Genomic DNA, 26371 nt, shown 5'->3' on the forward strand with positions numbered 1-26371 from the left:
AATGTCTACTGAAAAGATAGCATTAATGGGCTCGCTTAACCAAGGAGAGAGCGATGAAAAGACTGGCAACCGTCCTCGCTTATGGCGCACTGACGGCCTCACTGTCGCTCGGCTTCGCACTGACCGTGCATGCCCAGGACCAGACGATTATCAACGTGTCCTACGACCCCACGCGCGAACTCTATCGCGAGTTCGACGAGGCCTTCGCGGCCCATTGGCAGGAGACGACCGGCCAGACCGTGGCCATCCAGGTGACCCATGGCGGTTCGGGTTCACAGGCCCGGACGGTGATCGATGGCCTCGAAGCCGACGTCGTGACGCTCGCGCTCGAAAGTGACATCAACGCGATCGCCGACGCGACCGACCTGATCCCCGACGACTGGCGAGGACGGCTCGAGAACAACAACGCCCCCTATACCTCGACCATCGTCTTCCTCGTACGGCCCAGCAATCCCAAGGGGATCGCGGACTGGGGCGACCTCATCGACGATGGCGTCGAGGTGATCACGCCGAACCCGAAGACCTCGGGTGGCGCGCGATGGAATCTTCTCGCCGCCTGGGCCTGGGCCCGTAACGAGTTCGGTAGCGAGGACGGCGCGCGCGATTTCGTATCCGAGCTCTACCGGCACGTGCCGGTGCTGGATTCGGGTGCTCGCGGCTCGACCACGACTTTCGTGCAGCGCGGGCTCGGCGATGTGCTTCTCGCCTGGGAAAACGAAGCCTACCTCGCGCTCGAGGAATTCGGGGAAGGGGCCTTCGAGATCGTCACGCCCTCGATCTCCATCCTCGCCGAACCGCCGGTGGCGCTGGTCGAGGCCAATGTCGATCGCAAGGGCACGCGCGAAGTGGCGGAAGCCTATCTCGACTATCTCTATTCCGATGTTGGCCAGGCGCTGGCCGCCAAGCACTTTTACCGGCCCTACCGCCCCGAAGCGGCCGCCCCTGAAGACATCGCCCGCTTCGGCGAAGTCAACCTCGTGACCATCGAAGAGTTCGGCGGCTGGCGCGAGGCGCAGCCCGCCTTCTTCGGAGATGGCGGGATCTTCGACCAGATTTACTCCGGCCCCGGGGGCTGATCCGCATGGCCACAGCCGCTCCCATTCGAGCGGGTTGGCGACTGAAACAGCCGAGCGTCATCCCCGGTTTCGGGCTGACGCTCGGTTTCACGCTGACCTATTTCTCCCTCATCATTCTCATTCCCCTCATTGCCCTGATGCTGCGCGCCGCGGGCATCGGCCCGGCCGGTTTCTGGGCGGCAGCAACAGATCCTCGGGTTCTCGCATCGCTGCGCACGAGCTTCACGACGGCATTGATCGCCGCGTCGATCAACGTCGTCTTCGGCACGCTGATCGCCTGGGTGCTGGTGCGGTATCGCTTTCCAGGGCGCCGGGTGTTCGACGCCATCGTCGATCTCCCCTTCGCACTGCCGACGGCAGTTGCGGGGATTGCGCTCACGGCGATCTACGCGCCATCGGGATCCATAGGCGCGCTCTTTGCGCCCCTGGGCATCCGGATCGCCTACACTCCGATCGGCATCGTCATCGCCATGGTGTTCATCGGCCTGCCCTTCGTCGTCAGGACCGTCCAGCCGATTCTCGAGGAGGTGAGCCGCGAGATCGAGGAAGCCTCGGCAACCCTCGGCGCCAACCGCTTCCAGACCATAACGCGCGTCATCCTGCCCGGGCTGGCGCCGGCCATCCTCACCGGCTTCGCGCTCGCCTTCGCGCGGGCGGTGGGCGAATACGGATCGGTGATCTTCATTGCGGGGAACATCCCCTTTGTCTCCGAGATCGCGCCGCTCCTCATCGTCATCCGGCTCGAGGAGTTCAACTATACGGGCGCCGCCGTCATCGCGACGGTGATGCTCTCGATCTCGTTCCTGATGCTCCTTTTCATCAACCTCGTGCAGGCATGGAGCAGAAAGCGGTACGGCTATGGCAACTAGCGGACTTTTCTCGCGCACCGGCCGCTCGCCAACGAGCGAAAGGGTCGGCGTGCAATGGCTGCTGATCGCGATCAGCCTCGCCTTCATGGGACTGTTCCTCGTCATGCCGCTCTATGCGGTGTTCCACGAGGCGCTGCGGCAGGGGGTCGGGGTCTTCTTCCAGTCGCTGCAATCGCGTGATGCGCAGTCGGCGATCCGTCTGACCCTGCTGGTGGCTGCGATCGCGGTGCCGCTCAACGTGGTCTTCGGCATCTGCGCGGCGTGGGCCATCGCCAAGTACGAGTTCAAGGGCAAGGCCTTCCTGATCACGCTGATCGACCTGCCCTTCTCGGTCTCGCCGGTGATTTCCGGGCTCGTCTACGTCCTGCTGTTCGGTTCGGGGAGCCTGCTCGGCCCCTGGCTGCGGGCCAATGGGGTCGAGATCCTCTTTGCGGTGCCCGGCATCGTGCTCGCGACGATCTTCGTCACCTTCCCGTTCGTTGCGCGTGAACTGATCCCGCTGATGCAGGATCAGGGGACGGGCGACGAAGAAGCGGCGATCTCGCTTGGCGCCAATGGGTGGCAGACCTTCTTCCGCGTCACGCTGCCCAACATAAAATGGGGCCTGCTCTACGGCGTGCTGCTCTGCAACGCCCGCGCGATGGGCGAATTCGGCGCGGTCGCGGTGGTTTCGGGCAAGATCCGGGGGCAGACGACCACTATGCCGCTGCAGGTGGAAATGCTCTACAACGAATACAATGGGACCGCCGCCTTCGCGCTGGCCTCGCTGCTGGCGCTGCTCGCGCTTGTCACGCTGGTGCTGAAGTCGATACTCGAATGGCGCTTCGGCGACGAACTGGCCGCCTCCGGGCGCCACTGATCCAGGAATAATTCATGCAGGTTTCCGTCAAGAACGTCCGCAAGGAATTCGATCGCTTCCCCGCGCTGCACGATGTGTCGCTCGACATCGTTTCGGGCGAGCTCATTGCGCTGCTCGGCCCGTCGGGCTCGGGCAAGACGACGCTGCTGCGGCTGATCGCCGGGCTCGAATATCCGACCTCGGGTGCAATCTATTTCGGCGACGAGGATGCGTCCCACAAATCGGTGCAGGAGCGGAATGTCGGCTTCGTCTTCCAGCACTATGCGCTCTTCCGGCACATGACGATCCTCGAGAACGTCTCGTTCGGGCTCAAGGTGCGGCCGCGCGAGACGCGCCCGGCAGCAGCCGAGATCCGGCGCAAGGCGCTGGAACTTCTGGACCTCGTACAGCTCTCGGGCCTCGAGAAGCGCTACCCCAACCAGCTCTCGGGCGGCCAGCGCCAGCGCGTCGCGCTTGCCCGGGCGCTCGCCATCGAACCGCGCGTGCTGCTGCTCGACGAACCGTTCGGCGCGCTCGATGCGCAGGTCCGGCGCGAGCTGCGCAAATGGCTGCGCGAGATCCACGACCGGACCGGGCACACGACCGTGTTCGTGACGCACGACCAGGAAGAGGCGCTCGAGCTGTCGGACCGCCTCTGCGTGATGAGCCAGGGGCGCATCGAGCAGGTCGGCACCCCGGACGACGTCTACGACCGGCCCGCATCGCCCTTCGTCTTCGGGTTCATCGGGGAATCGAGCGAGCTGCCGGCGACGGTGGAGAATGGCGAATTCTGGGTCGACGGCCGCGCGATCGGCGTTGCCGCGACCGATCAGGCGCCGGGGAAGGGCAAGCTCTATTTCCGCCCGCACGACGTCGATCTGGTCGAGGCGGACGCGGCACTGGCCGGTGTCGTCGCCGGTCACCGGCGCGTCGGTGGCACCCGCCGGGTCGAGCTCTCGGTCGGTGGTGACCATCGCAAGGTGGAGCTCGACCTGCCATTCGACCATCCGGCGGGGGAAAAGACGCGACTCGCCTTTCGGCCGCGCCGCTGGCGGTTTTTTCCCGAAGCGGTCTGACCGGAGAGAATTCTTCCATCGGGGGACGATCAGACGCGAATTTCAATCTCGACCAAGTTTATAGAGTTACGCACACTCAGTCTCCAGGCCCGCGATCGGCGGGCCCAAGAAGGAGTGACGGACATGGTCTTCTTCCTTGGAATTCTGCACCCTGCCAAAGGCTCGCCTGTCGACGATGCCGAGGCGCCCAGCAAGAGACGCTTCTTCGGCGGCAAGCCTGCCGAAGATCTACCGACCGATCCCGAGCGCGACAGCGCCATCCTGCGCGCCGGCAAGCCGCTGGATCTCGAGGCAGACCTCGAGCGTCGCTATGCGATGTCCAACTGGCCCTATCCGCTTTAGGCCGGGGGCTTGAAACGGGGCGTGCATCGGCTTGTTCACAAGTCCGATCGACTTTATGAAGGGCCCCGGGCGGCAGGTCTGCCGCATCTTACTTCAATACGCTCCCGGCGGCCTGCCGGGGGCGGCAAGTGCCGGAACACGCATCTCCATGCTGACGCGAAAGGGCAAGTACGGGCTCAAGGCCCTCGTGCATCTGAGCCAGGTGCCGGAGGGACAGCTCGCTTTCGTCGGCGATATCGCCCGCGAAAACAACATCCCCAAGAAATTTCTGGACGCCATCCTCGGCGAATTGCGGAATGCCGGCTTCGTGTACAGCCGCAAGGGCAAGCTCGGCGGCTATTGCCTTGCCCGCCCCGCCGAGGAGATCAGGATAGGCCATGTGGTACGCGTCCTCGACGGACCGCTCGCGCCCTTTCCGTGCGCCAGCAAGACGCGCTATCAACCCTGCGAGGATTGCGACGTCGAAACCTGCCAGGTGCGGCGGGTGATGCTCGACGTGAGGAACGCGATCGCCGAGGTCCTCGACAATACGAGCCTCGTCGCGATGCAGGCCGCCGGTGGCCCGGAGGCGTTTGCCAGCGCCCAGATCCGCGCCTGAGGACATCTATCAGGAGGCGACAATGAACGCTGCCGGCCATGAACGCATCACGATCATCGGCGGGGGCGCAAGCGGCGTGCTCCTGGCGGTACACCTGCTGCGCCAGCCTTCGTCGGATCTGCGGGTGACCCTCGTCGAACGCCGAGGCCAGTTCGGGCAGGGCGTCGCCTATTCGGCACGCCAGCGCGATCATCGGGTCAACGTGCCCGCGCGCGGCATGAGTGCCTTTGCCGATGATCCCGGCCATTTCTACCGTTGGCTGCAGCAAACGGGCGAGCCCCTGCCGGACGGAGACTACACCTTCGTTCCGCGCCGCCTCTATGGCCGCTATCTCGAAGACGTGCTGCGCGAAGCGGCGGCCCTGCGGCCGGGACGACTGCAGGTGCTCTCCGAGGAAGTTCTCGCGATCCGCCAGAACCCCTCGGGCACCGATGTTGCGCTTGCCAATGGCACGAGCATTGCCGGGCATGTCGGCGTGCTTGCGGTCGGCCACGAGACGCAGCCGGCGCGGAGCCGCGGGATCGCGGTACGCGTCGGAGCCGATGACGACACCCCGATCGACCCCTATGCCAAGGTGATGATCCTGGGATCGGGGCTTTCGATGGTGGATGCCTGGATCGCGCTGGCCGAGGCCGATCATCGCGGGCCGATCCTTGTCGTCTCCCGCAACGGGCTTCTGCCGCGCGGTCACAGGGACGTCCCGCCGATCAGCATCGACGCAGCCGACGTGCCGTTCGGCACCAATCTTGGCTACATCATGCGGTGGTTCCGGGCCCTGGTGCGCGAGACGCAGGCTGCGGGCGGCGACTGGCGCAGCGTGGTCGACGGGTTGCGCCCCTACAACCAGCGCATCTGGCAGAGCTGGTCCGAGCGCACGCGCCGCCAGTTCCTGCGCCATGTGCGCCCGTTCTGGAACGTGCATCGCCATCGCGTGCCGCCCCATCTGCACCAGCGCATGGTGGATGCCGTGGCGAGCGGGCAGGTGACCCTGATTGCCGGGCATTTCCTCGACGTGTCCCGGCATGAGGACATGGCCCGCGCCACAATCAGGCGCCGCGGCCTTCCTGCCGAGGCCACCGAAACCATCGATGTCGCGCGGGTCTATGATTGCGGCGGGGTCAGCGTCGATGTCCGTGCCAGCTCCAATCCGGTGATCCGCGACCTCGTCGCGAGCGGTGCGGCGCGCCCGGATGCACTCAATATCGGGCTCGATGTGACGACGACCTGCGACGTGATCCCGGCCGAGGGCGCAGTTTCGGGACGGCTCTTTGCTGTGGGGCCGCTGACCCGTGGACGGTTCTTCGAGATCGAGGCCATTCCCGACATCAGGGTGCAATGCGCCACCCTGGCGCGGCGCCTCGCAACCGGCAGCTGAGACTGCACGCGGGGGCTTGCAAGGCACAGGCGCCGGGAGGACAATAGGGCTGCACCAGTGACGGGTCAGTCCCATGTCCATGTTGCACCGCACGATCTTACCCGCCCGCCTCGATGCCGGCCGCCGGCAGACGATCGAGCCTCTGCTGGCGCTTGCCGACATCCGCATCGGCGGTGATCGCCCATGGCGCTCTCGGTCTCGGCGAGGCCTATATGGATGGCTGGTGGGATAGCCCCGCACTGGACCAGATGATCCATCGCGTGTTGCGGGCCGATCTGCCGTCCCGTATTCGGCCCGATGGCGCGGTGCTGGCCAGCATGCTGCGCGGGGCCCTGCTCAATCCCCAGCGCCGGCATGCTTTCGAAGTGGCCGAACGGCACTACGATCTCGGCAACGATCTCTATGCCGCCATGCTCGACCCGCTCATGGTCTATTCCTGCGGCTACTGGAAAGACGCGCATGATCTCGCGTCGGCGCAAGTGGCCAAGCTCGACCTCGTTTGCAGGAAGATGGGCCTCACGCCCGGCATGCGCGTGCTGGACATCGGCTCGGGCTGGGGTGGCTTTCTGCGCCATGCGGCCCGTCATTACGGCATAGCGGGAACGGGCGTGACCGTTTCGCGCGAGCAGGCCGCATTCGCCGACGCGCACCGCGAGGGGCTGCCGATCGAGACATTTCTCATGGATTATCAGGACCTCGAGGGACGCTTCGACCGCATCGTCTCGATCGGCATGTTCGAGCATGTGGGGCACAAGAACTACCGGGCCTATCTCGAGAAGGCGCGATCGCTGCTGGCGGAAGACGGCCTCATGCTCCTTCACACCATAGGGGGCAACCTCACGACCACCCATGGCGATCCCTGGCTCGAGAAATACATCTTTCCCAATGGCATGCTGCCCAGCCAGCGCCAGATCGGCCAGGCGGCCGAAGGGCTTTTCGTGGTCGAGGACTGGCACAATTTCGGTGCCGACTATGATCCGACGCTGATGGCGTGGCACGACAATTTCGAAAGAGCCTGGCCTCAGCTGGAGGGACGGTACGGCGCGCGGTTCAGGCGCATGTGGCGCTATTACCTCCTCTCCCTCGCAGCTGTCTTCCGTGCGCGCCGGGCGCAGCTCTGGCAGGTGGTGCTGTCGCCCGAGGGGGTGCCCGGCGGCTATATCAGCGTGCGCTGAGCCAGTATTGAATTGCTGCGGACCACGCGGCAGGGTGCACCCTCGATATGCCCGCGGAGGACCAATGGCGCGCGACGTACTCATCGCCTGGGGCGGGCTCGAAACCCACGAGCCCGAAAAGACTGCGCAGATCATCCGGACCATGCTGGAGGGGGAGGGGCTGTCGGTCGACGTGACAGCCGATATCGGCGCGTTCGGCGATCCCGACCTTGCCTTGCGCCGGCTCGTCATACCCAACATCACCGGCGGCGCGATCGAGCGGGAAGCGCTCGACAACCTCATGGGCGCAGTGCGCGGGGGCGTCGGGCTCGGCGGGCATCACCATGCCCTCGCGACCACTTTCCGCGAGGCCTATCTTTTCCACTACATGACGGGCTGCCTCTTTGTCGGCCACCCGGGCAATGTGCGCGATTTCCGGGTCGACGTGACGCGGCCCGACGACCCCGTGATGGCCGGGATCGAGAGCTTCGACTATCGCTCCGAGCAGTATTACATGCTGGTCGATCCCACCCTCGAGGTGCTCGCGACGACGACGTTCGACGGGGTGCCGGACCCGGCGGCCAGGGGCGCCGTGATCCCCGTCGTCTACAAGCGCCGCTTCGAGCAGGGGCGGGTGTTCTATTCCGCGCTCGGGCACAAGGCCGCCGAGTTCGATCGGCCGCAGACCCGCACGATCCTGCTGCGCGGCCTACTCTGGGCGGCCAGGCTGGCCTAGCCCGCAACCCGCGGTTCTGGCAGGCCGCTGACGCCCGGGCGGATGGCAAGCAGGCGTCCCGCAAGCGGCCCCGGTTCGCGCGGCAATTGCACCGCGCCCGGGCTTGCCGTGGTGAGAAAGAGCGTGTCGAGCCCAGTCCCGCCAAAGGCGCACATGGTGATCCGTCCGGCGGGGATCTCGATGTGCCGGTCGAGCCTGCCCTCGGGCGTGAACCTGCCGATGCCGTCGATCAGGGCCGACCAGTAACACCCCTCCGCATCGATGGCGGCGCCATCGGGCCGGCCGAGCCCTTCCTCGATATCGGCGAAGACCGTCTGGTCGCGGATGGTGCCGGTTTCGATATCGAAGGCGAACCGCCAGATGCGGCGCGAGGGCGTGTCGCAGAAATAGAGCCATTTGTCGTCGGGGCTGAAGGCGAGCCCGTTGCCCACTGTGATGCCGCCCTCGTGGAGCGTGTCGAGCGCGCCATCGGCATAGCGGTAGAGCCGGGCGTCGGCGTGCTGGCGGGATTCGTCGATGGTGCTGACCCAGAACCGGCCGCGCCGGTCCGGGCGGCCATCATTGAAGCGGAGGCGGGCCTGATCATAGTCGGGGGCGGCGAGGGGCGTCATCGCGCCGGTTGCCTGAACGAACCGGACGATGCCGGTCCGTAGCGCAATGAGGATGTCGCCATTGGCAAAAAGGCCGATCGAGCCCGGCTCGGTGGGAAGGTCCCACCGGCGCGGCGCGGCTTCAGACATGTCGAGCCGGAAAAGCGCCTTGCCGGGGATATCGATCCAGTAAAGCGCATTCTCCTGGCCGGACCAGACCGGGCTCTCGCCCAGTACGGTTCGGGTGTCGGTGATGGTCTCGATGGCGACGGGCAAGGGTGTTCCTCCTCGGGGATTTCGGCACCGGTCCTAACACAAAGGGGGTGACTATGCGCCACTTCCGGCGTGCAGAAATGTGCTTCGCGGCGTCCCGGGTGAGACCGACGCCCGCGCCTCCGCCCTTGCCCGGGCCGCCCCGGCCGTGCTCATCTGGCGCAAATGAGCGCCGTCGGGCGCCGGGAGGTGAGGGTGTCAGCCGAGTTCGAACGGCGGTTCGCGCCGGTCAGCGACCGGCTCTATCGCTATGCCTTTGGCCTGACCCGCGATCGGGAAACCGCGTCGGACCTGTTCCATGACGCCGTGTTGCGAGCGATCGGGGCGCGTGACCTGCCCGAGGCCGACCCCGCCTTTCGAGCCTGGCTCTTTCGCATCGTGCGCAATCTCTGGATCGACGGGCAGCGCGCCGACCGGCGGCGGGCGGGTTTCGACCGCGAACTGGCAGAGGGTGAACCGGCGCCGGCCAGGCCGGGAGAGCATCCGGTGGAGACCGGCCTCGTCGTCCGCGAGGCCTTTGCCATGCTTTCCATCGAGCACCAGGAAGTGCTGGCGCTGGTTGACATTGGCGGCTTCGGGTACGAGGAAACGGCACAATTGCTGTCCATCCCCAAGGGGACCGTGATGAGCCGCGTGAGCCGGGCGAGGCAGTGCATGTTCGACCTGCTCGCCGGCGACCGCGTCATTCCATTTCCTGCCCAGAAGAGCCGCAATGCCCGTTGAGCCGACCACGGATTTCGAGACGCTCTCGGCCTATGTCGATGGAGAGCTCGATGCGGCGACGGCCGCTGCGCTGGCCTCGAGAATCGCGGCCGATTCGAACCTTGCCCGGCAGGTGGCGGAAATCCATGGGCTTAAGGCCGCCGTCTCGGGGCTCGGGCACGGCGAAACGCCGCGTGCGCTGCCGGCCCGGCCGCGCCGTCCTCGGCCGGCTCTTCGCCATCTCGCGGCCGCTGCGGCCGTCGTCCTGACGCTCGGCATCGCTGCGGTCGGCGGGCAGTTCTGGCGCGACGCGGCTCCCTCCCAGGAGCGCGTGCTTCTCGAAGCGATCCTTGCCGAACATGATGGCTGGCGCCTCTCGATCAACGAGGAGAGCGCCCTGCGTCCGGCCGTCGCGCCCGGCCAGCAGCTTCTCGCCGATGCCGGGCTCGTCCAGATCCATGGCAGTTTCGGCCTCGAACTCGCCGGCGTCACCGCGTCCCATCGTGGCTATGCCGGCCCGCGCGGGTGTCGGCTGAGCGTCTTCGAACTGTCGGCGCCTCTCGATCCCGCTGCCCTAGAAGCGGTGGCGGAAGGCGACGGTGCGCCGCTCGTCCATGCCTGGCAGGCAGGCGGGGCCGGGTTCGTCGCCGTGGCGCGCAATATGGACCCGCTGCGGTTCGATGCGCTTTCTGCAGCGCTGGAGGCGGCCTCGGCCCGTGGTGACCGGGTCGAAATTGCTGCGATCGAGATCCCGCGGACGCCCTGCATTGCGTGAGTTTTGAGTTCTGAGCGAAATTTTTCTTGAGCGCAGGGAATAAACCGGCCGGCCCGTTCGTCTCTTCCTCCAATTGAAGCCATCCCGAGGGAGGATCCGATGGAAAAGATCGACATACGCCGGCGCAATCTGCTTGCCGGTTCGGCCGGCGCCGTGGTGCTGCTGGCCTCGAGCCGGCTGATGGCGCAGGAAGCCCGCCCGCTGCCTGAATATGTCGCCTACAAGGATGCGGACGGGCTCATCGTCCACAGCAACAACACGATCGAAACGCTGCGCTCGGCGCAGGGCGTACAGCCGGTGACGCCCGATCGTCTGCTCTATGTTCGCAACAATGTCACGCCGCCGCCCGCATCGATCCTCGAGGATCGGGATGCCTGGGAGATCACCTTCGAAGGCGTCGGCGAGCCGCGCACGCTGACGCTCGGCGAACTCAAGACCATGGGCGTCGAAACGATGGCGATGGTCCTGCAGTGCTCGGGCAATGGCCGGGCCTATTTCGAGCATTCCCCCGGCGGTACGCCGTGGCAGACCGGCGCGGCAGGCTGCGTTATGTGGACCGGCGTGCCGCTGCGCACCGTGGTCGAGCGGCTTGGCGGTGCCGTTTCCGGGGTGCGCTACGTGACCGGCACCGGTGGCGAGGAGATCCCCGAAGGCATCGAGCGGCTCGACGTGCTGGTGGAGCGGTCGGTGCCAATCGAGGCACTCGACAGCATCATGCTCGCCTGGGACATGAATGGCGAACCGATCTCGCTTGCCCATGGCGGCCCGCTGCGCATGATCGTTCCCGGCTACACCGGCGTCAACAATATCAAATACATCAACCGGCTTGCTCTTACCGAAGATGAAACCGATGCGCTGATCCAGGCGACCCGCTACCGCATTCATCCCGTGGGAACGGAGGGTTCGCCCGAGTATCCGTCCGTCTGGGAGATGGCGGTGAAATCCTGGGTCACCGGCCCGTCCGAGAGCGCCTCGGCCGGCATGAACCAGATCACCGGCCTCGCCTTTGGCGGCATGAACGCCGTCGAGAGCGTCGAGGTCTCCGTCGATGGCGGGGAAACCTGGGAAGCGGCCGAATTCATCGGCCCGGACCTCGGCCGCTACGCATGGCGGGCCTTCGTCCTCTCCAAGGAGCTGGAGCCCGGCACCTACACCATCGTCAGTCGCGCTACCGACAGCGAGGGCAACCAGCAGCCGGAGGAAACCGAGCCGAACGAGGCCGGGTACAACCACAATGGCTGGCGGCGCCCGGGCCTCGAGGTGTCGGTCGCCTAGGCCCCGGCATCCCGATATCGAGACAGGAAAAGTGAGACCTATGGGTTCTTCGAACGGGCGCAGCCTGCTGCGCGGACTTCTCATCGCAACCCTGGCGTTCGCAGCCGCCCCGGCCATGGCCGAGGCGGAGGCGCCGGATGAGGCGAAGCTGGAACTGGGGCGTACGGTGTTCCTCGAACGCGCGCAGCCGGCCTGCGGCATTTGCCACACGCTGGCCGATGCAGGCACCGAGGGCGCCATCGGTCCGGTGCTGGACGATCTTCGCCCGACCGTCGAGGTTGTGACCCGGGCCGTGACGCAGGGCATCGGGCCCATGCGGCCCTATACCGACCTCTCCGAGGAGGAGATCGATGCGCTCGCCCATTACGTCGCGCATGTGACGGGCGCCGAGTAAATCTGACGGCCGGGGGCCTTCGCGTCCCCGACCGTTTCGTCTCGACTAGTCCGGCTTTCGGGCGACGAGGTCGATCAGCGCCGACAGCCCGGAATGGCCCGTGCCTTCCTCGATGACGCTGTCATGGCTCGTGAGCGAGAGGATCTCGAGACCGGGCAATTCGCTGCGCAACATCGGCTCGGTATAGAGGTTTTCGAGAAAAGGCGGCCCGCCGGTACCGTATCCGAGCTGCTCGGGCCGATAGCCATGGAGCAACAGGGTTCCGCCCGGTGCCAGCGCGCGGGTCATGCCCGCAAAGAGGGGGCGGCGGAATGCGGGGCCCGCGAACTGGATGAAGATCGCAACGACGAGGTCGAACTCCGCCTCCGGCCAGTCGAACCGTTCGAGGTCGACGAGCTCGGTGCTGATGGTGACGCCCCGATGTGCGGCGAGGCGGCGGGCCTTCTGAAGGGCAACCGCCGAGGCATCGATGGAGACCACATCGAGGCCCTGTTCGGCGAGCCAGACCCCGTTGCGACCTTCGCCATCGGCGATTGCGAGCGCCCGCCTGTGGAGGCGAACCCGTTCGACTTCGCCCGCGAGAAAAGCGTTGGGCGTTTCCCCGAACAGATAGTCCGGCCGATCGTAGCGGCGGTCCCATTCCGTGCTCATGCGGCGGCCTCCGGCGCACAGTAAAGCGCGTAGAGCGTCTCGAGCACCTGCTTCACCTCGGGTGAGGAGAGGCTGTAATAGACCTGCTGCGCATCCCGCCGCGTCGTCACGAACCCCCAGGCGCGCAGCTTGGAGAGGTGCTGGGAGAGGGGCGACTGGCCCAGTCCCACGCGCGTCCCGAGCTCGGTCACGTTGACCTCCTCGCCCAGCAGATTGCACAGGATCATCAGCCGCTTCGGATTGGCCATGGCGGTGAGGAGCCGGGAGGCCGCGTCGGCATTGGCCTCCATTTGTGCGATGTCCATCTTGATCATATTAGAAAGTTCTTATATAAGAGGATGCGTAGGGACAGTATCGTCCTCCGCCTTCGCGCTTTCAAGGAGGTTCAGATGAAAATCAATGTCGGCACGCCCGACCGTATCGTCCGGCTCGTGCTGGGGCTCACCCTGATCGCACTCGCCCTTTTCTCGGGCCTTTCCGTTTTCGCCTCACCCCTCTTCTACTGGGGCGCGATCGGGATCGGCATCGTCCTCGTCGTTACCGCCACGCTGCGGTTCTGTCCGCTCTACCTGCCGTTCGGCATCTCAACTGCAAGGGTTCTTCGTCGATGACTGAATTCACTCCACTGCTCTCGTTTTTCGGGGGCACGCTGATCGGGCTCTCGGCAGTGCTGCTGATGGCGTTCCATGGTCGCATCGCGGGCATGACCGGCATCATCACCGGGCTCATCCCGCCCGGTGCCACGGACTGGGCGTGGCGCGTCGCGTTTCTCGCGGGCGCCATCGTTGCGCCCATCATCGTCGTGGCGCTGACTGGGCAGGCCGTGGCGTTCGAAAGCCCGGTGCCAACGCCCTGGCTGGTCGTCGGCGGCGTGATCGTCGGGGCAGGGGTCTTCTTCGGATCCGGCTGTACCTCAGGGCACGGGGTGTGCGGCATCGCCCGGCTCTCTCCCCGCTCGATCGCGGCAACGGCCATGTTCATGGCCACGGCCATCGGCACGGTCTTCGTCATCCGGAACGTCCTGGGAGGGTTTTGATGCAGCGCATCGTCTTCGCCGCCATCATCGGTCTAGTCTTCGGCACCGGCATAGCGCTCTCGGGCATGGCGAACCCCGCAAAGGTGCTGAACTTCTTTGATCTGTTCGGTACCTGGGATCCGTCGCTCGCCTTCGTCATGGGCGGCGCGCTGCTGGTGACGGCAGTCGGCTACGCGTTCGTCCTGCGCCGCGAAAAGCCGGTTCTCGCGGACCGTTTCCACCTGCCGGCCAGCCGCAGGATCGACGCGCCGCTGCTGGGTGGCGCCGCGGCCTTCGGCATCGGCTGGGGCATTGCCGGGTTCTGCCCCGGCGGCGCCATTCCGGCGCTCGGGCTCGGCGAAAGCTCGGCCTTCGTCTTCGTCGCATCGATGCTCGCCGGCATCGTGGCGGCACGCACGCTCAGCATCGCGCTCTCGGCGAGGGCGCGTACCGCATGACACACGCAAAGGAGAACGACATGTCCACGCTTCCCTTCACGCCCGATCTTTCGGTCAAGCCGGAGGTCACCGCCTTCTTCGATGCGCCCACCAACACCATTTCCTACGTGGTGAAGGACCCAGCTTCGAATGCCTGCGCAGTGATCGATTCGGTGATGGACATCGATTACGCCGCCGGACGCATCACCTATGACGGGGCCGACCGGATCATCGCCCATATTCGCGAGCACGGGCTGACGCTCGAATGGCTGATCGAGACCCATGTGCATGCTGACCACCTCTCGGCGGCGCCCTACATCCAGTCCCAACTGGGCGGAAAGCTCGGCATCGGCGAGAACATCACCATCGTCCAGGACACGTTCGGCAAGATCTTCAACGAGGGCACCGAATTCCAGCGGGACGGTAGCCAGTTCGACCGCCTGTTCAAGGATGGCGACAGCTATCGGATCGGCAATCTCGTCGCCCATGTGATGCATACCCCTGGGCATACCCCGGCCTGCATGACCCATGTGATCGGCGATGCTGCCTTTGTCGGGGATACGCTCTTCATGCCCGATGGCGGATCGGCACGCGCCGATTTTCCGGGCGGCGATGCGCGCACGCTCTATCGCTCGATCCAGCGTGTCCTGAGCCTGCCGCGGGAGTCCCGCCTCTTCATGTGCCACGACTACGGGCCGAACGGCCGCGACATCCAGTGGGAGACGACAGTGGGCGACGAGATCGACCACAACATCCATGTCGGACACGGGACCGACGAGGACAGCTTCGTCAGGATGCGCGAGGAGCGTGACGCGACGCTCGCCATGCCCAAGCTCATCATCCCCTCGCTGCAGGTGAACATGCGGGCCGGCCAGCTTCCGCCCAAGGACAAGGACGGCAAGACCTATCTCAAGGTCCCGATCAACGGACTCTGAGCCACGGCCCAGATCAAGGAGAATATCATGCAGATCAAGACGATAGACAGGGAATTTGCGACGACGGGTCAGGTGACGCCAGCCGATTTGGCCGCCATAGCGGATGCAGGGTACAAGGCCATCGTGTGTGCCCGCCCCGATGGCGAGGAGGCCGGGCAGCCCGATTTCGCGACCGTTGCGGAGGCTGCAAAGGCTCATGGGATTGTTGCGGTGCACATCCCCGTTTCGGGCCCGCTGGGCGACGGGCAGGTGATCCGCTTCCACGAGGCGTGGCGCGACCTGCCGCGGCCCGTCCTCGGTTATTGCCGTTCCGGCGCGCGAGCCGGCAGCCTTTACGCAACGCTCGAACGCTAGGCCATCATGTCGCTCCGTCCCCATCTGCCCATCCTCGACTGGGGACGGCGCTACAACCGGCAGACCCTGACCAGCGATCTCGTCGCTGCGGTCATCGTCACCATCATGCTGATCCCGCAATCGCTGGCCTATGCGCTGCTTGCCGGGCTGCCGCCCGAGATGGGGCTTTACGCCTCCATACTGCCGCTCATCGCCTATGCGATCTTCGGCACCTCGAGCGCGCTGGCCGTGGGTCCGGTCGCCGTCATCTCGCTGATGACGGCTGCGGCCGTCGGCCGGATCGCCGCCGAGGGCAGCGCGGACTATGCGAGCGCCGCCATCATGCTGGCGGGACTTTCGGGGCTGATGCTGCTCGGCATGGGGCTCTTCCGGCTCGGCTTCATCGCCAATTTCCTCTCCCATCCGGTCATTTCGGGCTTCATCACCGCTTCGGGCATCATCATCGCGACGAGCCAGGTCGGCGGCCTGCTCGGCATCCGCACCGAAGGCCATGCAATGCCCGATCTGCTGGCCTCGATCTTCGCCAATCTCGGAGCGATCCACTGGCCGACTTTCGCGATCGGGCTCTTGTCGCTCGTCCTCCTCATCTGGATGCGGCGGGATCTGGGGCGGCTGCTCGAGCGGATGGGCATGAACAGGAGTGTCTCGCGGATCATCGTGCGGGCCGGGCCGGTCTTCGTCGTCTTCCTCACCATGGCGCTCTCGGCCGGCCTCGATCTGGGCGCGCGCGGCGTGGCGCTCGTCGGGGAGGTGCCTCAGGGCCTGCCCCTCCTGTCGCTGCCGAGCTTCAATCTCGGAACGCTGCAGGCGCTCGTTGTGCCGGCGCTCATCATCTCGGTGGTGGGGTTCGTCGAATCGATTTCGGTCGCGCAGACGCTGGCCGCCAAGCGGCGGGAGCGCGTCGACCCCAATCAGGAACTGATCGGGCTCGGCGCCTCGAACGTGGCGGCCTCGCTCGGTGGCGGCTATCCCGTGACCGGCGGTTTCGCGCGTTCGGTCGTCAATTTCGATGCCGGCGCAGCGACGCCTGCAGCCGGCGCCTTCACCGCCATCGGCATTGCCGGCGCGACGCTGCTGCTGACGCCGGTCCTTGCGGTGCTGCCCAAGGCGACGCTCGCCGCCACCATCGTGATTGCCGTGCTGACGTTGGTCGATTTCTCGATCCTGCGGCGGGCTTGGCGCTATTCGCGGGCCGACTTTGCCGCGGTTGCCATCACGCTTCTCGGCACGCTGGTCTTCGGGGTCGAAACCGGTATTTCGCTCGGGGTCGCCGCGTCCATCCTCGTCTTCCTCTACCGCTCCTCCAAGCCCCACGCCGCCATTGTGGGGCAGGTGCCCGGCACCGAGCATTACCGCAACGTCAAGCGCCACAAGGTGGACACCATGCCGGGCGTGCTCTCGATCCGGGTGGATGAGAGCCTCTATTTTGCGAATGCGCGCTACCTCGAGGATCTCGTCTATGGCGAAGTCGCCGATCGGCCGGGGCTGACCGATGTGGTGCTGCTCTGCTCGGCGGTGAACGCCATCGACATGTCTGCCCTCGAAAGCCTCGAGGCGATCCATGCCCGGCTCGCCGATCTGGGGGTCAGGCTCCACCTTTCCGAAGTGAAGGGCCCCGTGATGGACCGGCTTGAAGCGAGCGACTTCCTCGACCATCTGAGTGGTGCAGTGCATCTCAGCCACCACCAGGCCATGTGCGCCATTGCCGCGTTGCGCGCGGAGGGGGCAGGGGCGCCTGCCATGCCCGAGGAGAGAACCGCATGAGCGACACCATCGCCATCTGCACAGCCTGCGGCGCGGCCAACCGGGTCCCGCCGGGCGAAAAGGCGCGGGCCGGCAAGTGCGGCAAGTGTGGCGCAGCGCTTTTTTCGGGTCAGCCGGTCGACCTTGGCGGCGCGGCCTTCGAGCGCCAGATCGCGCGCTCGAGCCTTCCCGTCCTCGTTGACGTGTGGGCGCCCTGGTGCGGGCCCTGCCGGGTCATGGGGCCCGAATTCGAGAAGGCCGCGCTGGCGCTTGAGCCGGGCATGCGCCTCATCAAGCTCAATTCGGACGACAACCAGCCGATCGCCGCCCGGCTCGCTATCCGGGGCATCCCCACCATGATCCTCTTTGCAGGCGGCAAGGAGGTGGCGCGGACTTCGGGCGCGATGCCGGCAAGCCAGATCGTCGCCTGGGCGCAGGCGCAAAAGGCCTGACGGGGTTCACAAACCGCTCCGCCTGCCCCATCAAGGCGGCTTTCCAACCGGGAGCCGGCACGACATGGCGCGCCTCATTCTCCTCAACAAGCCTTTCGGGGTTTTGTGCCAGTTCACCGGCAGCCCCGGCGAGCAGACGCTTGCCCGCTACGTGCCGGTGCCCGGCGTCTATCCGGCGGGGCGGCTCGACAAGGACAGCGAGGGGCTGCTGCTCCTGACCGATGACGGGGCGCTCCAGGCCCGCATCGCCTCGCCGCGCTTCAAGCTGCCCAAGACCTATCTGGTGCAGGTGGAGGGCGACCCCTCCGATGACGATCTCGCACCCCTGCGGGCCGGCCTCGTGCTCAAGGATGGGCCGACACGGCCGGCAAAGGCGCGTCTCATCGATCCGCCAGCGCTCTGGGATCGCGATCCACCCGTCCGCTTCCGCAAGAGCGTGCCGGACCGCTGGATCGCCATCACCCTCACCGAAGGCCGTAACCGGCAGGTCCGCCGCATGACCGCCGCCATCAACCTCCCCACGCTCCGCCTCGTCCGCTGGTCGATCGGCAACTGGACCCTCGAGAACCTGCCGCCCGGCGCGTGGCGGGAAGTGGAGGTTTGAGCGGAGCCTGAGGCGATCCCACGCGTCAGCCCCTTCCAACCGCCCCGCTTCCGAGCGAGAATGCAGCCGCTGCCAACCGCACGGGAGGTGTCGATGTTTCTCAAAACCATAGAGCCCGCGGAGGCCGAGGGCGAGATTGCAGCGATCTACGCCAGCGAGATGGCGTCCACCGGCAAGGTGATACAGGCGACGCAATGCTGGTCGGCGCGGCCCGACATGCTGGCCCCGGTCGAGCACCTCCTGCATCAGCTGCGGGACGGGTTTTCGCTGGGCCTCCTGAACTTCCGGCTCATCACCTTCGTCGTCGCCCGCTCCGTGCCTTCGAGCTATTGCTCGCACGTCTACTTCAAGGCGCTGTCGGCGATGATCGGCCGGGAGCAGACGCTCGCCGTCCATCGGGATTTTCGCAAGGCCGGGCTCACCGACCAGCAGGTCGCGATGCTGGCATACGCCGAGCAGATCACGATCGACGCCTCGCGCATTGCAGAGGCCGACATCGACGCCCTGCGTGCCGTCGGGCTGACCGACCTCAACATCGCCGACATCGCGCTCGCAGCCTCTTTCCGCAATTTCCTCAGCCGATATTTCGATGCCGTCGGCGCGGAGGCCGAGCCCGAATTTCTCGATGATGACCCGAGCGTGCGGGACGAGATGTCGGTGGGTCGGCGCTGAACACCAAAGACTCGTGAAAGACGGACATCGATGGCGCCGATGATGTCGGCCTCTGAAAAAGGAGATGGCTGCTGTGTGAACAGCAGCCATCTTCAAGATCAGGTCTTTACCGGCAGCACTCTCAGCTACACCCCGTCGTCGTGCCGCAGGTGTCGCACTTCAGGCAGGTGCCGTTTCGCACCATCGTGAAGTTGTGGCACTCGGTGCACTGGTCGCCGGTATAGCCCTTCATCTGGGCTTCGGCGCGCAGGGTGCCGGCATCCTTGGCGGTCGGCGGGCTCGGGATGGGGTCGAGCTCGGCCGGCGCGAAGGCGGCGGGGGCGATCTGGGTGTCGTGCTTCAATGCCGTCGAGGCCTTGAGCGCGGTCACCGTGCCGCCATGGATCGCCTGCACCGGCGCATGGGGCTGATGGTCGCCCGAGACGATCATCAGCGACTTGTTGGCGACCTTGCCCCGCGTCATGCCGCGCGAGACGAAGCGGTCCGCAGGAATGGGGGCAGGGGCGGCGGACACCGGGCGGGCGCCCTGTTCCTCGGCCACGCCCTTGCCGAGCGATGTCGGGCTGTCGGGGTTCACATGCGCCAGGTCGTTGCGATCGAGATAGCTGACGGCCAACTCGCGGAACACGTAGTCGAGAATCGAGGTCGCGTTCTTGATCCGGTCATTGCCCATCACCATGCCAGCCGGTTCGAACCGGGTGAAGGTGAAGGCCTCGACATATTCGTCGAGCGGCACGCCATATTGCAGCCCCAGCGAGATGGCGATGGCGAAATTGTTCATCATCGCGCGGAAGGCGGCGCCTTCCTTGTGCATGTCGATGAAGATCTCGCCCAGCCGCCCGTCATCATATTCGCCGGTGCGCAGGTAGACCTTGTGTCCGCCCACGACCGCCTTCTGGGTGTAGCCCTTGCGGCGGTCCGGCATCTTCTCGCGCTCGCGATAGACGCGCTCGATGATGCGCTCGACGATCTTTTCGGAGACATGCTCGGCGCGCACGGCCGCAGGCATGGCGGCGATGGTTTCAACGACGTCCTCGTCCTCCTCGTCATCGGCGGCCGCGAGCACGGAGGAGTTGAGGGGCTGGCTGAGCTTGGAGCCGTCGCGATAGAGCGCGTTGGCCTTCAGCGCCAGGCGCCAGGAGAGCATGTAGGCTTCCTTGGCATCCTCGACGGTCGCATCATTGGGCATGTTGATGGTCTTGGAGATGGCGCCCGAAATGAAGGGCTGCGCGGCCGCCATCATCAGGATGTGGCTCTCGACCGAGAGGTACCGCTTGCCGATCTTGCCGCAGGGCGTGGCGCAATCGAAGACGGGCAGGTGCTCGGCCTTGAGGTGCGGCGCGCCTTCCAGCGTCATCGCCCCGCAGACATGGATATTGGCCGCCTCGATGTCCTTCTTCGAGAAGCCGAGGAAGGGCAGGAGCTCGAACGAAAAGTCGTTGAGCTGCGCATCCGTCACGCCGAGCGACTTCAGGAAGTCGGCGCCCAGCGTCCACTGGTTGAAGACGAACTTGATGTCGAAGGCCGATTTCAGCGCGCCGTTGAGCGCCTCGATCTTGTCATCGCCAAAGCCCTTGGCGCGTAGCGCACCCGGATTGATTCCCGGCGCCTGGTTGAGATTGCCATGGCCGACGGCATAGGCCTCGATTTCGGCGATCTGGCTCTCGGTGTAGCCGAGCGTGCGCAGGGCCTCGGGCACGGCGCGGTTGATGATCTTGAAATAGCCGCCACCGGCCAGCTTCTTGAACTTCACGAGCGCGAAGTCGGGTTCGATGCCGGTCGTGTCGCAATCCATGACCAGACCAATCGTGCCCGTCGGCGCGATGACCGAGACCTGCGCGTTGCGATAGCCGTGCTTTTCGCCGAGCGCGAGCGCCTCGTCCCATACTGCGCGAGCACGATCGCCGAGCGCGTCCTGGGTGAGCGAGGCGTGGTCGAGCGGCACCGGATTGATCGAGAGGCCCTCATAGCCCTCCGCATTGCCATGGGCAGCGTTGCGGTGGTTGCGGATGACCCGCAGCATGTCGGCCGCATTGCGCTCATAGTCGGCGAACGCGCCGAGCTCGGCGGCCATTTCGGCCGAGGTCGCATAGGAGACGCCGGTGAGGATGGCCGTGACCGCGCCGGCAATGGCCCGGCCTTCGGCCGAATCATAGGGAATGCCCGAGGTCATCAGGAGCCCGCCGATATTGGCGTAGCCGATGCCCAGCGTGCGGTACTGGAAAGACCGCTCGGCAATGGCGCGCGAGGGGAACTGCGCCATCATCACCGAGATCTCGAGCACGATGGTCCAGAGCCGGACCGTGTGCTCGTAAGCGGCGACATCGAAGCTGCCATCGCCATTGCGATAGGGCAGCAGGTTCACCGATGCGAGGTTGCACGCGGTGTCGTCGAGGAACATGTATTCCGAGCACGGATTGGACGCGACGATCGGGCCGGCGGCCGGGCTCGTGTGCCACTCATTGATGGTGGTGTGGTACTGGATGCCGGGATCGGCGGAGGCCCAGGCGGCATAGCCGACCTGTTCCCAGAGATCGCGGGCCTTCAGCGTCTTGGTGACGCGCCCGTCCTGCCGTGCGGTCAGGTTCCACTCGCCATCGGCCTCGACGGCGCGCAGGAAATCGTCGGTGACGCGCACCGAATTGTTCGAGTTCTGGCCCGAGACGGTGAGATAGGCCTCGGAATCCCAGTCCGTATCGTAGATGGGGAACTCGAGATCGGTGTAGCCCTGCCGCGCGAACTGGATGACGCGGAAGATGTAGTTCTCGGGCACCATGGCCTTCTTGGCGGCGCGCACCTCGCGCTTCAGCGCGGGGTTCTTGGCCACGTCGAAGCAGTCGTCGCCATTGCCTTCGCAATTGACGGCGGCCTTCATGATGGCCTTCAGATGCTTGGAGACGGTCTTGGAGCCGGTGACGAGGGCCGCCACCTTCTGCTCTTCCTTGACCTTCCAGTTGATGTATTCCTCGATATCGGGGTGATCGATGTCGATCACCACCATCTTGGCGGCGCGGCGCGTGGTGCCGCCCGACTTGATGGCGCCCGCTGCCCGGTCGCCAATCTTCAGGAAGCTCATCAGGCCCGAGGACTTGCCGCCGCCCGAGAGCCGCTCGCCCGAGCCGCGGAGTTTCGAGAAGTTCGTGCCCGTGCCCGAGCCGTATTTGAAGAGGCGCGCTTCGCGCACCCAGAGATCCATGATGCCATTGTCGTTGACGAGGTCGTCATTGACCGACTGGATGAAGCAGGCGTGCGGCTGGGGATGCTCATAGGCCGATTTGGACTGCACGAGCTTGTGGGTGAAGGGATCGACGTAGAAATGGCCCTGGCCGGGGCCGTCGATGCCATAGGCCCAGTGCAGGCCCGTGTTGAACCATTGCGGGGAATTCGGCGCGACGCGCTGGGTGGCGAGCATATAGCGCAGCTCGTCGAAGAAGGCCTGCGCATCGGCTTCGCTGTTGAAATAGCCGCCCTTCCAGCCCCAATAGGTCCACGTGCCGGCGAGCCGGTCGAAGACCTGCCGGCTGTCGATTTCCGAGCCGTAGCGATCGGCCTCGGGCAGCTTGGCGAGCGCCTTCTCGTCGGGGACGGAGCGCCAGAGCCAGGAGGGGACGGAGTTTTCCTCTACCTTCTTCAGCACCTTGGCGACGCCGGCCTTGCGGAAATATTTCTGCGCGATGATGTCGGCCGCCACCTGACTCCAGCTGGCGGGCACGGCGATGTCATCGAGCTTGAACACGATCGAACCATCCGGATTGCGGATCTCGCTCGTGGTCGTGCGGAAGTCGATGCCCGCATAGGCGCTCTGGTCTGGCTTGGTGTAGCGGCGTTCAATGCGCATGCTCGATCTCTTCCTTGGCGTCTTGTGGTCGCGGGCTGGGGGCGGCGCGGAGGGGGGACTCGGCGTCGGCCCACTCTAATTCGCGCAACCCGTCGCCACGGTCACGGCAAAAATTTCGCCGCCCACAGCTATCTAGGGATGGTGTGGAACATGCTCTGTTCCACAAAATCTGGTGTTTAATATGGGATTTGCGGGGATAACTCGCAAGCGTCATCAATTCGTGACGCAGGTTCGCGAAAACCGTCGAGCCTGCACCGATTCCGCATTTTCGGGCTCTAAGCGTCAGTGGGCGCAGACTCTTTTAATGGCGCGTCGAGCCTGCCGAGCGGCCAATCGGTGTCAAGGCGGATTTTTTCGGTCCTCAGCGCTGCCCCTGTGCATGGACGCCCATACAAGTGATGGGCGGCACGCGCCAAGATGCTGGCACCTGCGCCATGCCCATGCTAGATGCGGGCCGCTGGCATTCACTTGGAAACGGGCATGAAACAGTTCCTCGCCGAAATCTTCGTCTGGTGGCACGGGCAGACCTGGGGCACGCGCCTCTATCTGTGGCGCTTCTTCCGCTATGTGGGCTCGGACGAGTTCGGCAATCGCTATTTCGAGGCCAAGGCCGGGGACAAGCGCTGGGTGGTCTATAACGGGCCTGCCGAGCCGAGCACGATTCCCCCCGGCTGGCATGGCTGGATGCATCACCGCACCGATACGCCCCCGAGCAGCGAGACCTATGCCGCCCGCGCCTGGGAAAAGCCGCATCTGCAGAACCTGACCGGCACGCCGCTCGCCTATCGGCCCGATGGCAGCCTGCTGACCAAAGGCCAGCGCCCCCGCGTCACCGGCGATTACGACGCCTGGTCGCCCGAGTAAGCCGTCATCCGAGCAGTCATGCATTCCGCCCGGTTCGTTTCCGCCTTCGCCATCGCGGCCTGCATGTCCGTTGGCGCGGCATCCGCCGCGACCATCGCCAATCCGGTCGCCGCGTTCAGCGGGCTCGACAAGATCACGGGCCGCATCACCAATTTCGACGTCTATATGGACGAGACGGTCCAGTTCGGCGCGCTCCAGATCACGCCGCGCGTCTGCTACAGCCACACCGGCGATGATAGCTCGGATGGACCATCGGTCTTCATCGAGGTCGACCAGGTGAGCCTGCAGCGCACCGTGCGCCGGATTTTCGCGGGCTGGATGTTCGCAGACAGCCCCGCGCTCAATGCCGTCGATCACGCGGTCTATGACGTTTGGCTCGTTGAATGCAAGACGACGACGGACGTGCCGCCGCCCGCCGGCTAATCCTCCGGGGTCTCTGCCGCGCCACTGGTCCGAGGGCGGTCTATCGCAAAGAAATCCGCCGGCTGCTGCAGCGCGATCGCAAGGCGCGTCTCGTACTCCACGCGGGGAATTTCCATGCCGCCCAGGCTGCGCAGATGGTCGGTCACGAACTGCGTGTCGAGCAGCGTGAAGCCGCCCGCGCGCAGGCGATCCACCAGATGCGCCAGCGCGATCTTGGAGGCATCGGTGCGCCGGTGGAACATGCTCTCCCCGAAAAAGGCGCCGCCGAGGGCAAGACCGTAAAGGCCGCCGACCAGCGCATCGCCGTCCCACACCTCCACCGTATGGCAGAGCCCGCGCGTGAAGAGCGCACCATAAAGCCTTCTGATCTCGGGATTGATCCAGGTGCTCTCGCGCTCGGTCCCAGAGGTCGCGCAGCCCTCGATGACGCCGGGGAAATCGGTATCGATCCGGATCGCGTAAGGGTGGGTCCGCAGGGTCTTGCGCAGGCTCTTCGAGACGCGAAAGCCATCGAGCGGGATGACGCCGCGCCGCTCGGGCGACACCCAGAACAGGTCCGCCGCATCGGCGTCCTCGGCCATGGGAAAGATGCCGGCGCGGTAGGCGCGCACGATGAGGTCGGGCGTCAGCTCCACCGAGAAGGGATCGTTACCCTTGCGGGCCATCGAGTCCATGCCTCTTGAGATAGGCCGCGTAGCCCGCTTCGTAGGAGGCTTTTTCGGCCTCATCGATGCGGCCAGTGCTCATGCAATGGCTGACAGGCACGCACCAGACCCGCTCGAGATCGTAGAAGTAGACCGCGACTTCATCGTCCGCCGGTACGCCCTTGCCGTTCACGAACCCCTCGCGCCCAGAAATCTCGGCAAATTCCGGATCTGGGTGCACGAAGCGGACGACCTCGAAGAAGGCGAGGGTGTCGGAAGCCGGCAGTGCAGGACCTTCGGCTTCCGGCATAATCAGGCCTTGTTCGCGGCGAGGTATTTTTCGAGCCAGTGGATATCGTAGTCGCCGGCAATGATGTCCGGCTCCTTGATCAGGCGCTGGAAGAGCGGCAGCGTCGTCTTCACGCCATCCACCACGAACTCGTCGATCGCGCGGCGCAGCCGCTGCAGGCATTCGGGCCGATTGCGCCCGTAGACGATCAGCTTGCCGATCAGGCTGTCGTAATAGGGCGGGATCGAATAGCCCTGATAGACCGCCGAATCGACCCGCACCCCGACCCCGCCGGCCGGATGGTAGAAGGTGATCTTGCCCGGCGAGGGCGCGAAGGTCTGCGGGTCCTCGGCGTTGATGCGCACTTCGATGGCGTGACCGAAGAACTGCACCTTGTCCTGCGTCATCGAGAGCTTTTCGCCCGAGGCGACGCGGATCTGCTCGTAGACGATGTCGATGCCGGTAATGCGCTCGGTGACCGGGTGCTCGACCTGCAGGCGGGTGTTCATTTCGATGAAATAGAACTCGCCATTCTCATAGAGGAACTCGATCGTGCCGGCGCCGGAGTATTGGAGCTTGCGCATGGCGACGGCACAGATCTCGCCGATCTTGTCGCGCTCGTCGGGCGTGATGGTCGGCGCGCCGGCCTCTTCCCACACTTTCTGGTGGCGCCGCTGCAGCGAGCAGTCGCGCACGCCCAAATGGACGGCATTGCCCTGGCCGTCGCCGAGCACCTGCACCTCGATATGGCGCGGCTTGCCGAGATATTTCTCGATGTAGACGGAATCATTGCCGAAGGCGGCTTTGGCTTCCGAACGCGCAGTCGAAAGGGCGACGCCCAGCTCTTCGGCAGTACGGGCAACCTTCATGCCGCGCCCGCCGCCGCCGGCAGTCGCCTTGATCAGCACCGGATAGCCGATGTCGCCGGCAAGCGCCCGGGCTTCTTCTTCGGTCCGCACTTCGCCATCCGATCCGGGAACCACGGGGATGCCAAGTTCGACAGCCGTCTTCTTGGCCGTGATCTTGTCACCCATGATCTCGATATGGTGCGAGGAGGGCCCGATGAAGGTGATCTTGTGCTCGGTCAGGATGCGCGCGAAGCGGGCGTTCTCGGAGAGAAAGCCGTAGCCGGGATGCACCGCATCGGCGCCGGTGATCTCGCATGCCGCCATGATCGAGGGGATGTTGAGATAGCTGTCGCGCGCCGGGGCGGGCCCGATGCAGACGCTCTCGTCGGCCAGCCGCACGTGCATGGCGTTGGCGTCGGCCTGCGAATGCACGGCAACGGTCGAAATGCCGAGCTCCTTGCAGGCGCGCAGGATGCGCAGCGCGATCTCGCCGCGATTGGCGATCAGGACCTTGGAGAACATGGGCCGG

Annotated in this window: 31 protein-coding genes; 24 read left to right on the plus strand and 7 right to left on the minus strand. The window is 65.5% G+C overall.

Annotated features, from left to right (window positions below; translation table 11 throughout):
* The first annotated feature begins 53 nt into the window (after positions 1-53).
* The 9 genes from EMQ25_RS06440 to EMQ25_RS06480 all read left to right on the plus strand — a co-directional run bounded on the left by EMQ25_RS06440 (position 54) and on the right by EMQ25_RS06480 (position 8064).
* Positions 54-1076: a sulfate ABC transporter substrate-binding protein gene (locus EMQ25_RS06440; protein WP_127187734.1), complete on the plus strand. Its 1023-nt coding sequence runs from the start codon at positions 54-56 to the stop codon at positions 1074-1076.
* Between the two features lie 5 nt (positions 1077-1081).
* Positions 1082-1945, plus strand: a complete 864-nt coding sequence (cysT, locus tag EMQ25_RS06445) for a sulfate ABC transporter permease subunit CysT (protein ID WP_127187735.1) — start codon at positions 1082-1084, stop codon at positions 1943-1945.
* Positions 1935-2804, plus strand: a complete 870-nt coding sequence (gene cysW, locus EMQ25_RS06450; protein ID WP_127187736.1) for a sulfate ABC transporter permease subunit CysW — start codon at positions 1935-1937, stop codon at positions 2802-2804. The genes cysT and cysW overlap by 11 nt, the downstream gene beginning before the upstream one ends.
* Positions 2805-2818: 14 nt before the next feature.
* Positions 2819-3859 (plus strand): sulfate/molybdate ABC transporter ATP-binding protein, encoded by a 1041-nt coding sequence (locus EMQ25_RS06455; RefSeq protein ID WP_127187737.1) that lies wholly within the window; start codon positions 2819-2821, stop codon positions 3857-3859.
* A gap of 123 nt (positions 3860-3982) precedes the next feature.
* A complete protein-coding gene (locus EMQ25_RS06460) occupies positions 3983-4201 on the plus strand; it encodes a hypothetical protein (protein ID WP_127187738.1) in 219 nt (72 codons plus the stop codon).
* A gap of 148 nt (positions 4202-4349) precedes the next feature.
* Positions 4350-4799, plus strand: a complete 450-nt coding sequence (locus tag EMQ25_RS06465; RefSeq protein WP_127187739.1) for an RrF2 family transcriptional regulator — start codon at positions 4350-4352, stop codon at positions 4797-4799.
* Positions 4800-4821: 22 nt separating this feature from the next.
* Positions 4822-6174, plus strand: a complete 1353-nt coding sequence (locus EMQ25_RS06470; protein WP_127187740.1) for an FAD/NAD(P)-binding protein — start codon at positions 4822-4824, stop codon at positions 6172-6174.
* Positions 6175-6326: 152 nt separating this feature from the next.
* Entirely contained in the window at positions 6327-7349 is a 1023-nt protein-coding gene (gene cfa / locus EMQ25_RS06475) for a cyclopropane fatty acyl phospholipid synthase (RefSeq protein WP_204569914.1), read from the plus strand.
* 64 nt (positions 7350-7413) lie between these two features.
* Positions 7414-8064 (plus strand): ThuA domain-containing protein, encoded by a 651-nt coding sequence (locus EMQ25_RS06480; RefSeq protein ID WP_127187742.1) that lies wholly within the window; start codon positions 7414-7416, stop codon positions 8062-8064.
* Here the strand turns inward: EMQ25_RS06480 and EMQ25_RS06485 are convergent.
* Positions 8061-8930: an SMP-30/gluconolactonase/LRE family protein gene (locus EMQ25_RS06485; protein WP_127187743.1), complete on the minus strand. Its 870-nt coding sequence runs from the start codon at positions 8928-8930 to the stop codon at positions 8061-8063. The genes EMQ25_RS06480 and EMQ25_RS06485 overlap by 4 nt on opposite strands.
* A 192-nt stretch (positions 8931-9122) precedes the next feature.
* Here EMQ25_RS06485 and EMQ25_RS06490 point away from each other — a divergent pair, with 192 nt between their 5' ends.
* From EMQ25_RS06490 to sorU, 4 genes are all read left to right on the plus strand, one after another.
* A complete protein-coding gene (locus tag EMQ25_RS06490) occupies positions 9123-9650 on the plus strand; it encodes an RNA polymerase sigma factor (RefSeq protein ID WP_244606503.1) in 528 nt (175 codons plus the stop codon).
* The gene (locus tag EMQ25_RS06495; protein WP_127187745.1) at positions 9640-10404 is read left to right on the plus strand and encodes a hypothetical protein; all 765 of its coding nucleotides are present in this window, start codon (positions 9640-9642) and stop codon (positions 10402-10404) included. Before EMQ25_RS06490 ends, EMQ25_RS06495 begins: the two co-directional genes overlap by 11 nt.
* 99 nt (positions 10405-10503) lie before the next feature.
* Positions 10504-11679 (plus strand): SorT family sulfite dehydrogenase catalytic subunit, encoded by a 1176-nt coding sequence (sorT, locus tag EMQ25_RS06500; RefSeq protein WP_127187746.1) that lies wholly within the window; start codon positions 10504-10506, stop codon positions 11677-11679.
* A gap of 40 nt (positions 11680-11719) precedes the next feature.
* Positions 11720-12073, plus strand: coding sequence for a SorU family sulfite dehydrogenase c-type cytochrome subunit (gene sorU, locus EMQ25_RS06505; RefSeq protein ID WP_192895637.1), 354 nt, complete (start codon positions 11720-11722; stop codon positions 12071-12073).
* A 45-nt stretch (positions 12074-12118) separates the two neighbouring features.
* Here the strand turns inward: sorU and EMQ25_RS06510 are convergent, their stop codons facing one another.
* Both EMQ25_RS06510 and EMQ25_RS06515 read right to left on the minus strand, forming a co-directional pair.
* Complete coding sequence (locus EMQ25_RS06510; protein WP_127187747.1) at positions 12119-12724, minus strand: SAM-dependent methyltransferase; 606 nt, start codon at positions 12722-12724, stop codon at positions 12119-12121.
* Positions 12721-13029, minus strand: a complete 309-nt coding sequence (locus EMQ25_RS06515) for an ArsR/SmtB family transcription factor (RefSeq protein WP_127188147.1) — start codon at positions 13027-13029, stop codon at positions 12721-12723. The genes EMQ25_RS06510 and EMQ25_RS06515 overlap by 4 nt, the downstream gene beginning before the upstream one ends.
* Positions 13030-13113: 84 nt before the next feature.
* Here EMQ25_RS06515 and EMQ25_RS06520 point away from each other — a divergent pair, with 84 nt between their 5' ends.
* The 9 genes from EMQ25_RS06520 (at position 13114) to EMQ25_RS06560 (ending at position 18936) form a co-directional block, all read left to right on the plus strand.
* On the plus strand, positions 13114-13335 hold the full coding sequence (locus EMQ25_RS06520) for a YgaP family membrane protein (protein ID WP_127187748.1): 222 nt from the start codon (positions 13114-13116) through the stop codon (positions 13333-13335).
* Entirely contained in the window at positions 13332-13760 is a 429-nt protein-coding gene (locus EMQ25_RS06525; RefSeq protein WP_127187749.1) for a YeeE/YedE family protein, read from the plus strand. Before EMQ25_RS06520 ends, EMQ25_RS06525 begins: the two co-directional genes overlap by 4 nt.
* Entirely contained in the window at positions 13760-14197 is a 438-nt protein-coding gene (locus tag EMQ25_RS06530) for a DUF6691 family protein (protein WP_127187750.1), read from the plus strand. The genes EMQ25_RS06525 and EMQ25_RS06530 overlap by 1 nt, the downstream gene beginning before the upstream one ends.
* 20 nt (positions 14198-14217) lie before the next feature.
* Positions 14218-15111 carry an MBL fold metallo-hydrolase gene (locus EMQ25_RS06535; RefSeq protein WP_127187751.1) on the plus strand — a complete coding sequence of 298 codons (894 nt, stop codon included), beginning with the start codon at positions 14218-14220 and terminating at the stop codon, positions 15109-15111.
* A gap of 27 nt (positions 15112-15138) precedes the next feature.
* Entirely contained in the window at positions 15139-15465 is a 327-nt protein-coding gene (locus tag EMQ25_RS06540; RefSeq protein WP_127187752.1) for a protein tyrosine phosphatase family protein, read from the plus strand.
* A 6-nt stretch (positions 15466-15471) separates the two neighbouring features.
* Positions 15472-17229, plus strand: a complete 1758-nt coding sequence (locus tag EMQ25_RS06545; RefSeq protein ID WP_127187753.1) for a SulP family inorganic anion transporter — start codon at positions 15472-15474, stop codon at positions 17227-17229.
* A complete protein-coding gene (trxC, locus tag EMQ25_RS06550; protein WP_127187754.1) occupies positions 17226-17660 on the plus strand; it encodes a thioredoxin TrxC in 435 nt (144 codons plus the stop codon). Before EMQ25_RS06545 ends, trxC begins: the two co-directional genes overlap by 4 nt.
* Positions 17661-17724: 64 nt before the next feature.
* Positions 17725-18264: a pseudouridine synthase gene (locus tag EMQ25_RS06555; RefSeq protein WP_127187755.1), complete on the plus strand. Its 540-nt coding sequence runs from the start codon at positions 17725-17727 to the stop codon at positions 18262-18264.
* 93 nt (positions 18265-18357) lie between these two features.
* Entirely contained in the window at positions 18358-18936 is a 579-nt protein-coding gene (locus tag EMQ25_RS06560) for a carboxymuconolactone decarboxylase family protein (protein ID WP_127187756.1), read from the plus strand.
* A 121-nt stretch (positions 18937-19057) separates the two neighbouring features.
* Here EMQ25_RS06560 and EMQ25_RS06565 read toward each other — a convergent pair whose 3' ends face one another.
* Positions 19058-22774, minus strand: a complete 3717-nt coding sequence (locus tag EMQ25_RS06565) for a vitamin B12-dependent ribonucleotide reductase (protein ID WP_127187757.1) — start codon at positions 22772-22774, stop codon at positions 19058-19060.
* 480 nt (positions 22775-23254) lie between these two features.
* Here EMQ25_RS06565 and EMQ25_RS06570 point away from each other — a divergent pair, with 480 nt between their 5' ends.
* Entirely contained in the window at positions 23255-23638 is a 384-nt protein-coding gene (locus tag EMQ25_RS06570; protein ID WP_127187758.1) for an NADH:ubiquinone oxidoreductase subunit NDUFA12, read from the plus strand.
* A gap of 18 nt (positions 23639-23656) precedes the next feature.
* Positions 23657-24061, plus strand: a complete 405-nt coding sequence (locus EMQ25_RS06575; protein ID WP_127187759.1) for a DUF2155 domain-containing protein — start codon at positions 23657-23659, stop codon at positions 24059-24061.
* Here the strand turns inward: EMQ25_RS06575 and aat are convergent.
* Genes aat through accC form a run of 3 tightly spaced genes read right to left on the minus strand, consistent with a single transcriptional unit; the run spans position 24058 to position 26364 of the window.
* On the minus strand, positions 24058-24726 hold the full coding sequence (gene aat, locus EMQ25_RS06580; protein WP_127187760.1) for a leucyl/phenylalanyl-tRNA--protein transferase: 669 nt from the start codon (positions 24724-24726) through the stop codon (positions 24058-24060). The two genes, EMQ25_RS06575 and aat, sit on opposite strands and share 4 nt — an antisense overlap.
* Complete coding sequence (locus EMQ25_RS06585; protein WP_127187761.1) at positions 24710-25015, minus strand: hypothetical protein; 306 nt, start codon at positions 25013-25015, stop codon at positions 24710-24712. The genes aat and EMQ25_RS06585 overlap by 17 nt, the downstream gene beginning before the upstream one ends.
* 2 nt (positions 25016-25017) lie before the next feature.
* Complete coding sequence (gene accC, locus EMQ25_RS06590; RefSeq protein ID WP_127187762.1) at positions 25018-26364, minus strand: acetyl-CoA carboxylase biotin carboxylase subunit; 1347 nt, start codon at positions 26362-26364, stop codon at positions 25018-25020.
* Between the last annotated feature and the right edge of the window lie 7 nt (positions 26365-26371).

This window comes from Arsenicitalea aurantiaca, assembly GCF_003994485.1.
Lineage (GTDB): Bacteria > Pseudomonadota > Alphaproteobacteria > Rhizobiales > Devosiaceae > Arsenicitalea > Arsenicitalea aurantiaca.

Excerpts from the sequence above, each read along its gene's own strand:
- aat (WP_127187760.1), bottom strand. The coding sequence starts at position 24,726 with ATGGCCCGCAAGGGTAACGATCCCTTCTCGGTGGAGCTGACGCCCGAC.
- EMQ25_RS06570 (WP_127187758.1), top strand. The coding sequence starts at position 23,255 with ATGAAACAGTTCCTCGCCGAAATCTTCGTCTGGTGGCACGGGCAGACC.
- cysW (WP_127187736.1), top strand. The coding sequence starts at position 1,935 with ATGGCAACTAGCGGACTTTTCTCGCGCACCGGCCGCTCGCCAACGAGC.
- EMQ25_RS06535 (WP_127187751.1), top strand. The coding sequence starts at position 14,218 with ATGTCCACGCTTCCCTTCACGCCCGATCTTTCGGTCAAGCCGGAGGTC.
- EMQ25_RS06495 (WP_127187745.1), top strand. The coding sequence starts at position 9,640 with ATGCCCGTTGAGCCGACCACGGATTTCGAGACGCTCTCGGCCTATGTC.
- EMQ25_RS06540 (WP_127187752.1), top strand. The coding sequence starts at position 15,139 with ATGCAGATCAAGACGATAGACAGGGAATTTGCGACGACGGGTCAGGTG.
- EMQ25_RS06530 (WP_127187750.1), top strand. The coding sequence starts at position 13,760 with ATGCAGCGCATCGTCTTCGCCGCCATCATCGGTCTAGTCTTCGGCACC.
- EMQ25_RS06440 (WP_127187734.1), top strand. The coding sequence starts at position 54 with ATGAAAAGACTGGCAACCGTCCTCGCTTATGGCGCACTGACGGCCTCA.
- EMQ25_RS06470 (WP_127187740.1), top strand. The coding sequence starts at position 4,822 with ATGAACGCTGCCGGCCATGAACGCATCACGATCATCGGCGGGGGCGCA.
- EMQ25_RS06465 (WP_127187739.1), top strand. The coding sequence starts at position 4,350 with ATGCTGACGCGAAAGGGCAAGTACGGGCTCAAGGCCCTCGTGCATCTG.
- EMQ25_RS06585 (WP_127187761.1), bottom strand. The coding sequence starts at position 25,015 with ATGCCGGAAGCCGAAGGTCCTGCACTGCCGGCTTCCGACACCCTCGCC.
- cysT (WP_127187735.1), top strand. The coding sequence starts at position 1,082 with ATGGCCACAGCCGCTCCCATTCGAGCGGGTTGGCGACTGAAACAGCCG.
- EMQ25_RS06560 (WP_127187756.1), top strand. The coding sequence starts at position 18,358 with ATGTTTCTCAAAACCATAGAGCCCGCGGAGGCCGAGGGCGAGATTGCA.
- EMQ25_RS06565 (WP_127187757.1), bottom strand. The coding sequence starts at position 22,774 with ATGCGCATTGAACGCCGCTACACCAAGCCAGACCAGAGCGCCTATGCG.
- EMQ25_RS06460 (WP_127187738.1), top strand. The coding sequence starts at position 3,983 with ATGGTCTTCTTCCTTGGAATTCTGCACCCTGCCAAAGGCTCGCCTGTC.
- EMQ25_RS06545 (WP_127187753.1), top strand. The coding sequence starts at position 15,472 with ATGTCGCTCCGTCCCCATCTGCCCATCCTCGACTGGGGACGGCGCTAC.
- EMQ25_RS06480 (WP_127187742.1), top strand. The coding sequence starts at position 7,414 with ATGGCGCGCGACGTACTCATCGCCTGGGGCGGGCTCGAAACCCACGAG.
- trxC (WP_127187754.1), top strand. The coding sequence starts at position 17,226 with ATGAGCGACACCATCGCCATCTGCACAGCCTGCGGCGCGGCCAACCGG.
- EMQ25_RS06510 (WP_127187747.1), bottom strand. The coding sequence starts at position 12,724 with ATGAGCACGGAATGGGACCGCCGCTACGATCGGCCGGACTATCTGTTC.
- EMQ25_RS06515 (WP_127188147.1), bottom strand. The coding sequence starts at position 13,029 with ATGGACATCGCACAAATGGAGGCCAATGCCGACGCGGCCTCCCGGCTC.
- EMQ25_RS06525 (WP_127187749.1), top strand. The coding sequence starts at position 13,332 with ATGACTGAATTCACTCCACTGCTCTCGTTTTTCGGGGGCACGCTGATC.
- EMQ25_RS06555 (WP_127187755.1), top strand. The coding sequence starts at position 17,725 with ATGGCGCGCCTCATTCTCCTCAACAAGCCTTTCGGGGTTTTGTGCCAG.
- accC (WP_127187762.1), bottom strand. The coding sequence starts at position 26,364 with ATGTTCTCCAAGGTCCTGATCGCCAATCGCGGCGAGATCGCGCTGCGC.
- EMQ25_RS06455 (WP_127187737.1), top strand. The coding sequence starts at position 2,819 with ATGCAGGTTTCCGTCAAGAACGTCCGCAAGGAATTCGATCGCTTCCCC.
- sorT (WP_127187746.1), top strand. The coding sequence starts at position 10,504 with ATGGAAAAGATCGACATACGCCGGCGCAATCTGCTTGCCGGTTCGGCC.
- sorU (WP_192895637.1), top strand. The coding sequence starts at position 11,720 with ATGGGTTCTTCGAACGGGCGCAGCCTGCTGCGCGGACTTCTCATCGCA.
- EMQ25_RS06520 (WP_127187748.1), top strand. The coding sequence starts at position 13,114 with ATGAAAATCAATGTCGGCACGCCCGACCGTATCGTCCGGCTCGTGCTG.
- EMQ25_RS06575 (WP_127187759.1), top strand. The coding sequence starts at position 23,657 with ATGCATTCCGCCCGGTTCGTTTCCGCCTTCGCCATCGCGGCCTGCATG.